Source organism: Endomicrobiales bacterium (assembly GCA_023228045.1).
Taxonomy (GTDB): domain Bacteria; phylum Elusimicrobiota; class Endomicrobiia; order Endomicrobiales; family JALOBY01; genus JALOBY01.
On the sequence record JALOBY010000031.1, the window covers coordinates 1 to 11,859 of the forward strand.

Sequence of the window (11,859 nt, forward strand, 5' to 3'; positions counted from 1 at the left end):
CATCAAAATAATATTCATTTGCTGTTTCCTATTTTATATTAAACCATCTGCCTTTTACACGGCTATCTTTCATAAAACCTTCATAGTGACGCATAATAAGGTGCGACTCTATCTGTCCAATTGTGTCAAGCGCGACACCAACAACAATCAAAAGGGATGTGCCGCCAAAAAAGAATGGCGTGTTAAAAACATACCTTAACTGGTCCGGCATGACAGCAATCATAGCAACAAATACAGCACCGCCAAGTGTTATACGTACAAGAATTTTTTCAATGTAGTTTGAAGTTGGATCACCCGGCCTTATCCCCGGAATAAAACCCCCGGACTTTTTCATATTCTCGGCAAGTTCTTTTGGATTAAACGCTATAGAGTTATAAAAATAGCAAAAGAAAACTATTAAAAGTCCATAGATTAAAGAATATATTATAGAACCTCTACTCCACATATTTGACACTATTTTCGCCCAAGCAACTTCAGGGAAAAATTGCGCAACTGTTAAAGGAGCCGAAAGAATTGATATAGCAAAAATAACGGCAATAACCCCGGATTGGTCAACTTTTAACGGCAAGAATGTGGACGAGCCGCCATGCATACGCCTGCCAACCATTCGCTTTGCATAGTTAACCGGTATTCTTCTTTGTGCAGTTGAAACCCAAACAACTAGCCCTGTTACAACAAATACAGCTACCCCTATGGCTATTGCGGAAAGTATGGACATTTCTTCCATTCTAACTAAATTTATAAGGTCTTTTACGGCAGAAGGTATTCTGTCTACAATGCCGGCAAAAATCATTAATGATATACCGTTGCCAATTCCCATTTCCGTTATCTGCTCACCAAACCACATTATCAACATTGTGCCGCCAACAAGTGTAATTACCGACATCATCATCCAAATTGCTGTTGGATTATCAACTATAGAAAGGCCTGAAGGTGTTGGCATTTTTGTGATTGCAAGAGTTAAACCAAATGACTGTATGGCACCAAGAGCAAGTGTCAGGTAACGAGAAATTTGGTTTATTTTTTTTCTGCCCTGTTCGCCTTCTTTTTGCAACCTGTCAAGCGCTGGCATTAAATGCGCACCAATAAGCAAACTCATTATAATTGATGCGTTAATATAAGGCATAATGCCCATTGAAAAAATGGACAGTTTGTTTAGCGCGCCGCCTGAAAACATATCCAAAAAGCCAAGGAGCGAGTTTTTATGAGCATCAAAAAGCGATTTTACGGCGGTAGCATTTACCCCAGGTACAGGTATCGCAGCGCCCAGGCGATACGCGGCAATTATACCAAGCGTAAAAACGACTCTTTTTCTGAGCTCTGGAATTTTAAAGATATTTGCGAAGGAACTAATCATAAGTATCTTTTTTATTTACCTGTTTTTTCTGCAAGACCGCCTGCAGCTTTAATTTTTTCTATTGCTGATGCTGAAAAAGCATTTACCTTAACAGTTAATTTCTTCTTTAGCTCGCCGCTGCCAAGTATTTTAACCGGAAGATTTCTCTTAATTATCCCGAGTTCGTTTAATTTTGCTACTGTTACCTCTGCGCCATCAGAAAACAACGATTCAAGCTCACCTACATTTAAAACCGCATAAGCAACACGAAATTTATTGGTAAAACCTCTTTTTGGTATTCTTCTAATTATCGGGGTCTGTCCACCTTCAAAACCAAGCATACCTCCAACACCCGCACGAGAAGTTTGCCCTTTCATACCCTTTGTAGATTGTCCACCATGGCCAGAACCAGCGCCACGCCCAACTATTTTTCTGCGGTGATGCGAACCTTTTGCCGGTTTTAGATTATTTAAACCTATCATAACGCAGAGACCTCTTTGTTTCTTATTTTTGCTATATCTTCTTTTGTTCTTAAGTTCAATAAAGCATCCATTGTTGCGTAAACCACATTAAAAGAGTTTGATGAACGCATGGACTTTGACAAAATATCTGTTATACCAACAGCTTCAAGTACAGCTCTTACCGGACCACCTGCTATAATACCTGTTCCGGGTGCCGCCGGCTTTAAGAAAACTTTGCCTGCGCCAGCTCTACCGGTAATTTCATGCGGTATAGTTGTTCCAACAAGAGAAACTTTTACCATTGATTTTTGAGCTCTCGCACTGCCTTTTTGAATTGCCTTTTGAACTTCTTTTGCTTTGCCCAAACCGCAACCTACCCGGCCTGCACCATCACCAACAACCACAAGAGCATTAAAAGAAAATCTTTTACCACCCTTAACAACCTTGGCAACTCTGTTTACCGAAACAACATTTTCTTTGAAGCCGGAATCTTGTTTATTTGAAAATTTATCTGCCAAGTAAACCCCCTGCCGCCCAATAAGGCGACCTTGTAAATATTTTTAGAATTCTAAACCAGCGGCCCTTGCTGCTTCAGCAAATGCCTTAACTCTGCCGTGATAAATATTGCCACTTCTATCAAAAACAACTTTATTTAAACCCTTCTCAAGTGCCTTTTTTGCAATTAAGGTAGCTACTGCTTTCGCACCTTCAATGGTGTCTGGTGATTTCACTTTGCCCTTTAATTCCGGCGACAATGTTGATGCACTCACCAAAGTAACACCCAAAACATCATCTATCAGCTGAGCATAAATATTCCTATGCCCTCTGTAAATGTTTAAACGGGGCCTTTGAGCACTGCCAGATATTTTACTTCTTACTCTTTTTTTTCTGAACTGCAATTTTTCGCCACTGGTTCTCATATATAATCCCTTTTTCTATTATTTCTTGCCGACGGCTCCAGCCGCAGATTTGCCAGCCTTTCTAATAATTTTTTCACCAACATATCTTACGCCGGTGCCTTTATACGGCTCTGGCGGCCTTAATGATCTGATGCTTGCGGCAACCTCTCCAACCAATGCCTTATCTATGCCGATAATTGAAACTAATGTTTGCTTGTCAACTGTTATTTTAACACCCTTTGATATGGGGAATACTTTCGGACTTGAAAAACCAAGATTCAAAATAAGGTTTTGCCCTTCTACATTTGCTTTGTAACCAAGGCCCTGAACTTCTAAATCTTTCTTGAACCCTTTTGTTACACCCTCAAAACAGTTAAGCAATAAACCCCTCATTAATCCGTGCAACATATTGGTGCTTGTGCTTTGATCTTTCGCTACAAGCGTAATTTGTTTGCTCTCTATTTTTGGTTCTATTGACGATGGAAGTTTTAAAAAAAGTTTCCCTAACGGGCCACTTACTTCAAGCCCATCAGCTTTTATTTCTACCTTTACTTTTTCTGGAATTAAAAATGGTTTTTTGCCTAAGCGACTCATTTTATACCTCTGAAGTTTACTTTATTACCAAATATAAGCAAGCACTTCGCCGCCTAGTTTGGCCGTACGAGCTTGCTTGTCTGACATAAGACCTTTTGAAGTGGATACTACTGCAACACCAAGGCCATTAACAACTTTTGGCATTTTTTCGTAACCACTGTAATATCTAACACTCGATTTTGAAATTTTTTTCAGGCCTTTTATTACCTGTTTGCCTTCAGGGGTATATTTAAGATACACACGCAAAACACCTTGCTTGTGATCTTCAATATTTTTGTAATTGGCCACATATCCTTCATCTTTTAAAATTCTGGCAAACTCCACCTTCATTTTTGACGATGGAATGTCAACTTTTTCAAGAAGTTTTACATTCGCGTTACGAATGCGTGTCAGCATATCTGCAATTGGGTCGGTAATCATACTACCTCGCTAAATTTTTTTGTCTGCTGTATGTATAACAAAACTACCAGCTCGACTTTGTAACACCCGGTATCTCGCCTCTGTGAGAGAGGTTACGGAAACAAATTCTGCAAAGACCGAAATCTCTCATAAAGCCCCTTGGCCTGCCGCAAAGACGACATCTGTTTCTAAACTTTGTTGCGTACTTTTGTGGTTTGCGCATTTTTGCCACAGCGCTTTTTGTCGCCATCTTCGTATTCCTTTTTTATCTTTTCTTAAAAGGCATTCCAAGTTGATCAAGCAATTCTTTCGCCTGTTCATCGTTAGTAGCCGATGTTACTATGGTTATATTCATACCGCGGGTTTTATCTGATTTTTCTACATTAATTTCCGGGAAAATATACTGTTCGCTAAGACCGATATTGTAATTACCTTTACCGTCAAAAGAATTTGGCTCAATACCTCTGAAGTCTCTTATGCGAGGTATTGCCACATTTACAAGGCGGTCAAAAAACTCATACATCTTGGTGCCTCTAAGTGTAACTTTTAAACCTATTGGCATACCAGCTCTGAGCTTAAAGTTTGATATAGCTTTTTTTGCCTTGCGAACTTGAGGCTTTTGGCCTGTTATCGCAGCAAGCTCAACACTTGCAATATCTACTACCTTGACATTGTCTTTTGCTTCGCTTAAGCCAATATTTATTACAATTTTTTCCAGCTTTGGCGCCTGATGAAAATTTTTAAGCGAAAACTTTTCAATGAGATTCTTTGCTACTACTTCTTCATAAAGTTCTTTTATTCTTGGTTTGTTATTCATTTTCTCTTAACCTTTTAAATTATCATTTCGCCGCATTTTCTGCAGACGCGTACTTTTTTCCCGTCGAAAAGAGTATCAAACTTTGGCCTTGTCGGCTTTGCGCATTTTGGACATATCAACATTACATTTGAAATTGGCACAGGAGCTTCTTTCTCTCTTATGCCGCCCGGTTCGTTTTGAGTCGGTTTTTTATGGCGCTTTACAAAGTTTATTTTGGAAACTATCACTTTGTTTGTTTCTATATAAACCTTAAGCACTTCGCCTTTTTTGCCCTTGTCTTTTCCTGTGTTAATTACTACCGTGTCTTTCTTTTTTACTGTTAGCATTTTATCTCCCAAAACTACACAACTTCTGGTGCAAGCGAAATTATTTTTAGAAAGTTTTTCTCGCGCAATTCTCTTGCAACCGGCCCAAATATACGGGTTCCTTTGGGCTCATTTTCGTCATCTATAATAACGGCTGCGTTATCGTCAAATTTAATGTATGTGCCGTCACATCTGCGACACTCCTTAACAGTTCTGACAAGCACAGCTTTTACTACATCACCCTTTTTGATTGCTCCATTAGGGATTGCTTCTTGTACCGAAGCAACAACTATGTCGCCCAAACTTGAATAATGCCTTCTTATTCCGCCTTTTAGACGAAAAACTCTTATTTTTGTAGCTCCGGAGTTGTCGGCAACATTTAGTATTGACCTTTCTTGAATCATTTGTTTATCCTCTTGCCAATTTTACTATTAAGATTTTTGAACTACTTCCACAAGGCGCCATCTTTTTTGCTTTGAAATCGGCCTTGTTTCCATTACCTTAACTGTATCGCCTATATGTGAAAGATTTTTCTCATCATGCACATAAAGCTTTGTCGTGCTGCGTAGAGTTTTTTTGTACTTTCTATGACGGTATGCCTTCTGAATCTCTATAACGCGGGTTTTGTCCATTTTATCGCTTGAGACAAGGCCAACTCTTACTTTTCTTTTGTTTCTCTCCATCCTATTTACCTCGCTGGCTATTGGGTTATTCATTTTTTCCTGCTCTTTGCCGGTTTAGCTGGCTGCCTTTCTTTTAGCAAGGTGTTAAGTCGCGCAACCAAACGCCTCAAACTTCTTATTTCAAGACTGTTTTTTACTGGCGTGGAGAAATGTTTAAATTTTAAACGGAAAAGTTTTTCTTTTGTTTCGTTTAACTTTGCAGCTATTTCTGCATCTGCCATATTCTTTATTTCTTGCCATTGTTTAGCTTTCATCTATTCTCTCTTGAATTAAATTTCAGTTCTTTGAATGAACTTTGTAAGTATGGGAAGTTTATGACCTGCAAGAAGCATTGCCTTTTGGGCATCAGCTTGATTAAGACCTTCCAGCTCAAATAATATTCTTCCCGGCTTTACAACAGCCACCCAATGATCTGGTGCGCCCTTGCCTTTACCCATTCTGGTTTCTGCCGGTTTTTTGGATACGGATTTATCCGGGAATATTCTTATCCATACCTTTCCGCCCTTTTTTATGGAACGGGTAAGCGCTATACGGGCTGACTCTATTTGCTGGCTTGTTATCCACGCTGGCTCAAGAGCCTGAATGCCATACTGTCCAAAAGCAATAACACTACCGCCCTTGCTTTGACCTTTCATACGGCCTCTGTGGCTTTTACGGTATTTTACTCTTTTTGGCATTAACATTTTACAACCCTTTTACTTATTTTATTCTTGTTCCGCTTTTACCGATGCAGGAACGACCATATCGCCTTTTGTGGCGATCTCCTGGAGTTTTTCTTTTTCTATAAGTTTTACTTCTTCCATAAGATCTTTTTCTGTTTTCTTGAAAAGTTCTCTCTTAAATACCCATGTTTTTACGCCAATTAAGCCCATGGTTGTTAATGCTTCAGAAAAACCATAATCAATATCGGCACGGAAAGTTTGAAGCGGCACACGGCCTTCTTTTGCCCATTCGGTTCTGGCAATTTCTGCTCCACCAATTCTTCCCGCAACCATTATTTTTATTCCAAGTGCACCAGAAGCCATTGCTTTTTCCATTGCTTTTTTCATTGCTCTGCGGTAAGATATTCTTTTTTCTAACTGTATTGCAATGCTGTCTGCTATAAGCTGAGCGTCGGTTTCGGGACGCTTAATTTCCATTACATTAACAAAAGTTTTTCTTCCGGTGATATTTTCTACTTCAGTTTTTAGGTTTTCTATCCCCTGTCCGGCTTTGCCAATAACAATTCCGGGCCTTGCTGTATAAACATTTACCCTTATGTATTTGCCGGCTCTTTCAATGCCTATTTTAGATACAGAAGCCAAGCGCAATTTGTCTTTAAGATATTGCCTTATTTTGTAATCTTCCTCAATAAAATCTGGCATCTCTTTAAGGTTGAACCACTTTGATTCCCAGTCCCTTATGTAGCCAAGTCGCATTGCCTTTGGATTTACTTTGTGACCCATAGCTTTTTCCCTTCGCTTACTTCACGATGAAGAAACATCGTGGAATTATTTTATTTTGCAACTGTGACTTCGTCACCAACAACAATTGTTAAATGACACATTTTTCTTTTGTATGGCATTCCGCGACCCATTGGGCCCGGTCTCATACGCTTCAGAGTGGGGCCGCAGCCAACCCAACATTTTAAAACTTTCAAATTTTCCATGTTTTTTAGGCGGCCTGCATTTGCTACAGCACTCTTAAGTGTTTTTTCAATAAGCTCAGCACTACCCTTAGGTGTGAAGCTCAAAGCATCAAACGCTTTCTGAACCGGTTTATTGCGAATTAACTGCAAAACCTGATTAACTTTTCTTGGTGCGTATCTTGCAAATTTTGTTTTGGCTACTGCTTCCATTTCGCATTACTCCTGTTATTATGTAAGAGATGTTGCTTCTTTTGTATGTGACGAACCATGGCCTCTAAAGAACCTTGTTGGGGAAAACTCTCCCAAACGATGGCCAACCATCTGCTCGGTTATATGGACCGGAAGAAACTTTTTCCCGTTATGAATAGCTATTGTATGCCCCACAAAATCTGGAGAAATCATTGAAGCACGCGCCCAAGTTTTTATAACTTTTTTTTCTCCGCTTGCATTTTGCTTCTGAACTTTCTTCTGAAGCTTCACATCAACATAAGGACCTTTTTTAGTTGAACGACCCATCTTCTACCTCCAAACCGAATTACTGCAAGAATATGTTATTTATTTTCAAGCCGACTCTTGTGTTTTTCCTCTGCGCCTTACTATCATCCAATCCCAAATTTTCTTAGGCCTTGTTTTAAAACCTTTTGCTGGTTGATTCCACGGACTTCTTGGCTGATTGTTACCTTTTGATTTACCGCGGCCGCCTCCATGTGGATGGTCTACGGCATTCATAGCAGTACCTCTAACTGTTGGCCTTATGCCTCTATGACGGCTTCTGCCAGCAGAACCTAAGGTGATATTCTCATGGTTAATGTTTCCGACTTGGCCGATTGTAGCATAAGCACGAATAGGTATCAATCTTATCTCGCCAGAAGTCATTCTTATATGAGCGTACTCGCCTTCTTTCGCAAGTACCTGAGCCTGAGCTCCGGCGGAACGAACAAGTTGCGCACCGTTACCAGGTATTAACTCTAAATTGTGTATAAATGTACCTACTGGAATACTTGAAAGCGGAAGTGCATTGCCAAGCGATATTTCTGCTTCCGGGCCAGACATTACCACATCGCCCACTTTTAAACCAGCGGGATGAACTATATAGCGTTTTTCTCCGTCTGCGTATTGCAGCAAAGCAATTCTTGATGTACGGTTTGGATCATATTCAACTGCTAACACTTTTGCGCTAACACCTACCTTATCTCTCTTAAAATCTATTTTTCTGTAAAATCTTTTGTGACCGCCGCCTTTGTGCCTTACCATTATCATACCAGTGTTGTTTCTGCCGCCGGTTCTTTTAACAGGGCTTATTAGCGACTTTTCTGGCTCTGTTTTTGTAATTTCAGAGAAATCATCAACAGTTATAAATCTTCTTACCGGCGTGTATGGCTTAAATGTTTTTATGGGCATCTTGGTTTCCTCTGCACCTTATAAACTTAGACTTCTTCAATTACTTTTATTTCCTGACCTTTCTTTATTGCAACAATAGCTTTTTTCCAGTCGGGGCGCATACCGGCATGGGCACCCATTCTCTTTTCTTTGCCTGGTATTATAGCGGTGTGTACGCCTAAAACCTCAACTTTAAAAAGTTTTTGTACAGCCTCTTTAATCTGCCCTTTTGTTGCTTTTTTTGCAACCTTGAAAACATACTTGTTTTCTTTCTCTCTAAGAAAAGATGATTTTTCAGTTACTATTGGTTTAATTATTACATCTCTTAGTTCCATTTTTCCTCTATTTTGCTTTCCCGGATGCGCCAATCTTGTTAAGCGCGCCGGCTTCAACTATTAGTTTTTTTGCCCAAAGTGCTTCATATGCATTTAAGCTATTTGAGTCAGTAATTATTAAGTTTTGAATGTTGCGAGAAGCTGTTTTTACGGCTTTATTCATTTTCTCCAGCACAACTATAACTTTCTGCTCCGCAGCATTTAATTTTTTTAAAGCATCTACCACTTTTTTTGTTTTTGGCGTATCTATCGCAAATGAATCTACCACCACTAAACCGCCAGAAGCGGCCTTTTGCGATAAAGCCATTGCAAGCGCAAGCTGTCTCTTACGGGCTGTTAAGCGTTGATAGTAGCCATGAGGATGCGGACCAAAAATTATGCCGCCCTTTCTCCAAAGCGGAGAACGAGTGGAACCCGATCTGGCATTACCTGTGCCTTTTTGTTTCCAAGGTTTACATCCACCACCAGAAACTTCGCCTCTTGTTTTTGTTGAGTGAGTGCCAGCGCGTTTGTTTGCTTGCAACCCAACTATAACTTCGTGCAACAATGGCCCAGAAACTTCTGTTTCAAATTTTTTAGGAAGTTCTACCTTTCCAGATTCTTTTCCCTGCAAGTTGTAGATTACTGTTTCCATTTTATTATGCCTTCTGTGGCGCTGTTATTTTTTTTACAACTTTCTTTGCTTTTCCAGTGGCTTTCGCAACTACCACAGCTTTGACTTTTTTAACTGTCTTATTGATAAAAACTGTTTGATTTTTTGGGCCAGGAAGACAACCTTTAATTAAAACCAGGTTTTTTTCTGGATCTACAGAAACAATTTTTAAACGCTGTACGGTTGTTTCGTCGCAACCAAAATGACCTGGCCTGCGTGAACCCTTAAGAACTCTTTGAGGGCCTTGAGAACCACTGCTGCCTGGGGCACGCAAACGGTCTGACTGTCCGTGTGTTGATGGCCCGCCACGGAAGTTGTATCTTTTTACTACACCAGAGAAACCATGTCCTCTGCTTACGGCGGAAACATCAACCGTATCACCAGGGGCAAAGACATCTGCTTTTATCTCTTGGCCAATGGTAAAGCCGGAAATATCTTTAAGACGGTACTCTTTTAAGATTTTTTTAAGTGGAAGATTTTTCTTTGCGAAAAAACCTTTCATGGGTCTGTTGGCTGATTTTTCTTTTAACTCACCAAAACCCAACTGCACTGCTGTGTAACCGTCGCGCTCTTTTGTTTTAATTTCGGTTACAACACAAGGACCAGCCGAGACAACCGTAACCGGTATCAAGTTTCCTGTAGTATCAAAGATTTGTGTCATTCCAACTTTAAAACCAATTAATGCTTTTAACATACAAAAGCCGCCTTATCTGCTTTATACTTACCAAGGTCAATTTAACCTTTTAAGTTTAACTACTTTATTTTTATATCAACGCCGGCTGGTAAATCAATCTTCATTAATTCCTCAACCGTTTTTGGAGAGGGATCCATAATTTCTACCAATCTTTTGTGAATGCGCATTTCAAATTGTTCTCTTGATTTTTTGTCACTGTGCACCGAACGGTTGACTGTATACTTCTTAATATTTGTTGGAAGAAGTACCGGGCCAATAATGCTTGCGCCGGTTCTGCGTGCCGTGTCAACAATTTTTGCAAGAGAATCATCAAGCATTTTGTGGTCGTAAGATGATAGCCTGATTATAAGCTTTTGTGTTTGTAACTCTTTTTCGTTTATCATAAACCCTTTTTCCACCTGTTCGGTGGACCACCTTCTAAGGCGGCCACTTTTATTTATTTGCTGCTTATTTTTACTCAACTATCTCTGTTACAACTCCAGCTCCAACTGTGTGCCCGCCTTCTCTTATCGCAAATCTAAGCTGCGTTTCCATCGCTATCGGCGTTATTAACTCTATGTCCATTACTACATTGTCTCCAGGCATTACCATCTCTACTCCTGCAGGCAACTTCGCTACTCCTGTCACATCCGTTGTTCTAAAGTAAAACTGCGGACGGTATCCATTGAAAAATGGCGTGTGTCTTCCACCTTCTTCTTTGCTTAATATATATACCTGCGCTTTAAACTTCTTGTGCGGCTTTATGCTTCCAGGCGCTGCTATTACCTGCCCTCTTTCTACCTGGTTCTTTTCTATCCCTCTTAACAACATCCCTACATTGTCTCCCGCTTGCGCATCATCAAGCAGTTTCCTGAACATCTCAAGCCCTGTCGCTACTGACTTTATTGTGTCCTTTAACCCTACTATCTCTACCGCATCGCCTACTTTTACTTTGCCTCTTTCTACTCTGCCGGTCGCCACTGTACCTCTTCCGGTTATTGAAAATACATCTTCTACACTCATCAGGAATGGCTTGTCAATTTCCCTTTGTGGCAATATTATCGTTTCATCGCAGGCTTCCATTAATTTTAGTATAGAACCTTCACCTATTTCACTCTTATCACCCTGCAATGCTTTTAACGCGCTTCCCCTTATTATTCTTACTTTGTCACCAGGAAAATTGTACTTCGTTAATAGGTCTCTTACTTCCATCTCCACTAGGTCTAATAACTCCGGGTCGTCTACTGTGTCTACTTTGTTTAAATATACAACTATGTATGGCACATTCACTTGTCTGGCCAATAATATGTGTTCGCGGGTTTGTGGCATCGGACCGTCTGCCGCAGATACTACCAATATCGCCCCGTCCATTTGTGCCGCACCTGTTATCATGTTCTTTACATAGTCAGCATGCCCAGGACAGTCTATGTGCGCATAATGCCTGTTCTCTGTTGAATATTCTACATGGCTTACAGCTATCGTTACTATCTTTGTGTCGTCCCTTCTCCCCTGTGCTGCCGACGCTTTAGCAACTTCATCGTAACTCGTATATGTCGCTAACCCTTTCCCGCTTAATACTTTCGTTATCGCCGCAGTCAATGTCGTTTTGCCGTGATCTACATGCCCTATCGTACCTATGTTTACATGCGGCTTCGTCCTGTCAAATTTAGCTTTTCCCATTTTTAGTTACCTCCAGAT

22 protein-coding genes are annotated in these 11,859 nt (G+C 40.2%); all 22 read right to left on the reverse strand.

The window, feature by feature from the left end; translation table 11 throughout:
* Nucleotides 1-28: 28 nt before the first annotated feature.
* A complete protein-coding gene (gene secY / locus M0Q46_06295) occupies nucleotides 29-1,357 on the reverse strand; it encodes a preprotein translocase subunit SecY (GenBank protein ID MCK9583201.1) in 1,329 nt (442 codons plus the stop codon).
* An 11-nt stretch (nucleotides 1,358-1,368) separates the two neighbouring features.
* Nucleotides 1,369-1,815, reverse strand: a complete 447-nt coding sequence (rplO, locus tag M0Q46_06300; GenBank protein MCK9583202.1) for a 50S ribosomal protein L15 — start codon at nucleotides 1,813-1,815, stop codon at nucleotides 1,369-1,371.
* The gene (gene rpsE, locus M0Q46_06305) at nucleotides 1,815-2,315 is read right to left on the reverse strand and encodes a 30S ribosomal protein S5 (protein ID MCK9583203.1); all 501 of its coding nucleotides are present in this window, start codon (nucleotides 2,313-2,315) and stop codon (nucleotides 1,815-1,817) included. The genes rplO and rpsE overlap by 1 nt, the downstream gene beginning before the upstream one ends.
* A gap of 42 nt (nucleotides 2,316-2,357) precedes the next feature.
* Nucleotides 2,358-2,717 carry a 50S ribosomal protein L18 gene (gene rplR / locus M0Q46_06310; protein ID MCK9583204.1) on the reverse strand — a complete coding sequence of 120 codons (360 nt, stop codon included), beginning with the start codon at nucleotides 2,715-2,717 and terminating at the stop codon, nucleotides 2,358-2,360.
* 18 nt (nucleotides 2,718-2,735) lie between these two features.
* Nucleotides 2,736-3,290: a 50S ribosomal protein L6 gene (gene rplF, locus M0Q46_06315; GenBank protein MCK9583205.1), complete on the reverse strand. Its 555-nt coding sequence runs from the start codon at nucleotides 3,288-3,290 to the stop codon at nucleotides 2,736-2,738.
* A 24-nt stretch (nucleotides 3,291-3,314) separates the two neighbouring features.
* A complete protein-coding gene (rpsH, locus tag M0Q46_06320; protein ID MCK9583206.1) occupies nucleotides 3,315-3,710 on the reverse strand; it encodes a 30S ribosomal protein S8 in 396 nt (131 codons plus the stop codon).
* Nucleotides 3,711-3,753: 43 nt separating this feature from the next.
* Nucleotides 3,754-3,939 carry a type Z 30S ribosomal protein S14 gene (locus M0Q46_06325; protein ID MCK9583207.1) on the reverse strand — a complete coding sequence of 62 codons (186 nt, stop codon included), beginning with the start codon at nucleotides 3,937-3,939 and terminating at the stop codon, nucleotides 3,754-3,756.
* 15 nt (nucleotides 3,940-3,954) lie between these two features.
* Nucleotides 3,955-4,506 carry a 50S ribosomal protein L5 gene (rplE, locus tag M0Q46_06330; GenBank protein MCK9583208.1) on the reverse strand — a complete coding sequence of 184 codons (552 nt, stop codon included), beginning with the start codon at nucleotides 4,504-4,506 and terminating at the stop codon, nucleotides 3,955-3,957.
* 14 nt (nucleotides 4,507-4,520) lie between these two features.
* A complete protein-coding gene (gene rplX / locus M0Q46_06335; protein ID MCK9583209.1) occupies nucleotides 4,521-4,832 on the reverse strand; it encodes a 50S ribosomal protein L24 in 312 nt (103 codons plus the stop codon).
* A gap of 14 nt (nucleotides 4,833-4,846) precedes the next feature.
* On the reverse strand, nucleotides 4,847-5,215 hold the full coding sequence (rplN, locus tag M0Q46_06340; GenBank protein MCK9583210.1) for a 50S ribosomal protein L14: 369 nt from the start codon (nucleotides 5,213-5,215) through the stop codon (nucleotides 4,847-4,849).
* Between the two features lie 27 nt (nucleotides 5,216-5,242).
* Nucleotides 5,243-5,494: a 30S ribosomal protein S17 gene (gene rpsQ / locus M0Q46_06345; protein ID MCK9583211.1), complete on the reverse strand. Its 252-nt coding sequence runs from the start codon at nucleotides 5,492-5,494 to the stop codon at nucleotides 5,243-5,245.
* Nucleotides 5,495-5,523: 29 nt separating this feature from the next.
* Nucleotides 5,524-5,748 (reverse strand): 50S ribosomal protein L29, encoded by a 225-nt coding sequence (rpmC, locus tag M0Q46_06350; protein ID MCK9583212.1) that lies wholly within the window; start codon nucleotides 5,746-5,748, stop codon nucleotides 5,524-5,526.
* A 15-nt stretch (nucleotides 5,749-5,763) separates the two neighbouring features.
* Entirely contained in the window at nucleotides 5,764-6,177 is a 414-nt protein-coding gene (gene rplP, locus M0Q46_06355) for a 50S ribosomal protein L16 (GenBank protein ID MCK9583213.1), read from the reverse strand.
* Between the two features lie 21 nt (nucleotides 6,178-6,198).
* Nucleotides 6,199-6,939 (reverse strand): 30S ribosomal protein S3, encoded by a 741-nt coding sequence (gene rpsC / locus M0Q46_06360; protein MCK9583214.1) that lies wholly within the window; start codon nucleotides 6,937-6,939, stop codon nucleotides 6,199-6,201.
* A 50-nt stretch (nucleotides 6,940-6,989) separates the two neighbouring features.
* The gene (rplV, locus tag M0Q46_06365; protein ID MCK9583215.1) at nucleotides 6,990-7,331 is read right to left on the reverse strand and encodes a 50S ribosomal protein L22; all 342 of its coding nucleotides are present in this window, start codon (nucleotides 7,329-7,331) and stop codon (nucleotides 6,990-6,992) included.
* Nucleotides 7,332-7,349: 18 nt separating this feature from the next.
* Entirely contained in the window at nucleotides 7,350-7,637 is a 288-nt protein-coding gene (rpsS, locus tag M0Q46_06370) for a 30S ribosomal protein S19 (protein MCK9583216.1), read from the reverse strand.
* A gap of 45 nt (nucleotides 7,638-7,682) precedes the next feature.
* Nucleotides 7,683-8,522, reverse strand: a complete 840-nt coding sequence (gene rplB, locus M0Q46_06375) for a 50S ribosomal protein L2 (protein ID MCK9583217.1) — start codon at nucleotides 8,520-8,522, stop codon at nucleotides 7,683-7,685.
* 26 nt (nucleotides 8,523-8,548) lie between these two features.
* Complete coding sequence (locus M0Q46_06380; protein MCK9583218.1) at nucleotides 8,549-8,836, reverse strand: 50S ribosomal protein L23; 288 nt, start codon at nucleotides 8,834-8,836, stop codon at nucleotides 8,549-8,551.
* 7 nt (nucleotides 8,837-8,843) lie between these two features.
* Nucleotides 8,844-9,470, reverse strand: coding sequence for a 50S ribosomal protein L4 (gene rplD / locus M0Q46_06385; protein ID MCK9583219.1), 627 nt, complete (start codon nucleotides 9,468-9,470; stop codon nucleotides 8,844-8,846).
* Between the two features lie 4 nt (nucleotides 9,471-9,474).
* Nucleotides 9,475-10,182 carry a 50S ribosomal protein L3 gene (rplC, locus tag M0Q46_06390; GenBank protein MCK9583220.1) on the reverse strand — a complete coding sequence of 236 codons (708 nt, stop codon included), beginning with the start codon at nucleotides 10,180-10,182 and terminating at the stop codon, nucleotides 9,475-9,477.
* A gap of 59 nt (nucleotides 10,183-10,241) precedes the next feature.
* Complete coding sequence (gene rpsJ / locus M0Q46_06395) at nucleotides 10,242-10,565, reverse strand: 30S ribosomal protein S10 (GenBank protein MCK9583221.1); 324 nt, start codon at nucleotides 10,563-10,565, stop codon at nucleotides 10,242-10,244.
* A 70-nt stretch (nucleotides 10,566-10,635) separates the two neighbouring features.
* Entirely contained in the window at nucleotides 10,636-11,841 is a 1,206-nt protein-coding gene (tuf, locus tag M0Q46_06400; protein MCK9583222.1) for an elongation factor Tu, read from the reverse strand.
* Nucleotides 11,842-11,859 lie beyond the last annotated feature (18 nt).

What these genes read in the sequence shown, in the direction of transcription:
- rplF (MCK9583205.1), bottom strand. Translation starts at nt 3,290, where the DNA reads ATGAGTCGCTTAGGCAAAAAACCATTTTTAATTCCAGAAAAAGTAAAG.
- rplX (MCK9583209.1), bottom strand. Translation starts at nt 4,832, where the DNA reads ATGCTAACAGTAAAAAAGAAAGACACGGTAGTAATTAACACAGGAAAA.
- rplD (MCK9583219.1), bottom strand. Translation starts at nt 9,470, where the DNA reads ATGGAAACAGTAATCTACAACTTGCAGGGAAAAGAATCTGGAAAGGTA.
- rplC (MCK9583220.1), bottom strand. Translation starts at nt 10,182, where the DNA reads ATGTTAAAAGCATTAATTGGTTTTAAAGTTGGAATGACACAAATCTTT.
- M0Q46_06380 (MCK9583218.1), bottom strand. Translation starts at nt 8,836, where the DNA reads ATGGAACTAAGAGATGTAATAATTAAACCAATAGTAACTGAAAAATCA.
- rpmC (MCK9583212.1), bottom strand. Translation starts at nt 5,748, where the DNA reads ATGAAAGCTAAACAATGGCAAGAAATAAAGAATATGGCAGATGCAGAA.
- rpsS (MCK9583216.1), bottom strand. Translation starts at nt 7,637, where the DNA reads ATGGGTCGTTCAACTAAAAAAGGTCCTTATGTTGATGTGAAGCTTCAG.
- rpsQ (MCK9583211.1), bottom strand. Translation starts at nt 5,494, where the DNA reads ATGGAGAGAAACAAAAGAAAAGTAAGAGTTGGCCTTGTCTCAAGCGAT.
- rplE (MCK9583208.1), bottom strand. Translation starts at nt 4,506, where the DNA reads ATGAATAACAAACCAAGAATAAAAGAACTTTATGAAGAAGTAGTAGCA.
- rpsC (MCK9583214.1), bottom strand. Translation starts at nt 6,939, where the DNA reads ATGGGTCACAAAGTAAATCCAAAGGCAATGCGACTTGGCTACATAAGG.
- rplV (MCK9583215.1), bottom strand. Translation starts at nt 7,331, where the DNA reads ATGGAAGCAGTAGCCAAAACAAAATTTGCAAGATACGCACCAAGAAAA.
- rplB (MCK9583217.1), bottom strand. Translation starts at nt 8,522, where the DNA reads ATGCCCATAAAAACATTTAAGCCATACACGCCGGTAAGAAGATTTATA.
- rpsH (MCK9583206.1), bottom strand. Translation starts at nt 3,710, where the DNA reads ATGATTACCGACCCAATTGCAGATATGCTGACACGCATTCGTAACGCG.
- M0Q46_06325 (MCK9583207.1), bottom strand. Translation starts at nt 3,939, where the DNA reads ATGGCGACAAAAAGCGCTGTGGCAAAAATGCGCAAACCACAAAAGTAC.
- tuf (MCK9583222.1), bottom strand. Translation starts at nt 11,841, where the DNA reads ATGGGAAAAGCTAAATTTGACAGGACGAAGCCGCATGTAAACATAGGT.
- rplP (MCK9583213.1), bottom strand. Translation starts at nt 6,177, where the DNA reads ATGTTAATGCCAAAAAGAGTAAAATACCGTAAAAGCCACAGAGGCCGT.
- rplN (MCK9583210.1), bottom strand. Translation starts at nt 5,215, where the DNA reads ATGATTCAAGAAAGGTCAATACTAAATGTTGCCGACAACTCCGGAGCT.
- rpsJ (MCK9583221.1), bottom strand. Translation starts at nt 10,565, where the DNA reads ATGATAAACGAAAAAGAGTTACAAACACAAAAGCTTATAATCAGGCTA.
- secY (MCK9583201.1), bottom strand. Translation starts at nt 1,357, where the DNA reads ATGATTAGTTCCTTCGCAAATATCTTTAAAATTCCAGAGCTCAGAAAA.
- rplR (MCK9583204.1), bottom strand. Translation starts at nt 2,717, where the DNA reads ATGAGAACCAGTGGCGAAAAATTGCAGTTCAGAAAAAAAAGAGTAAGA.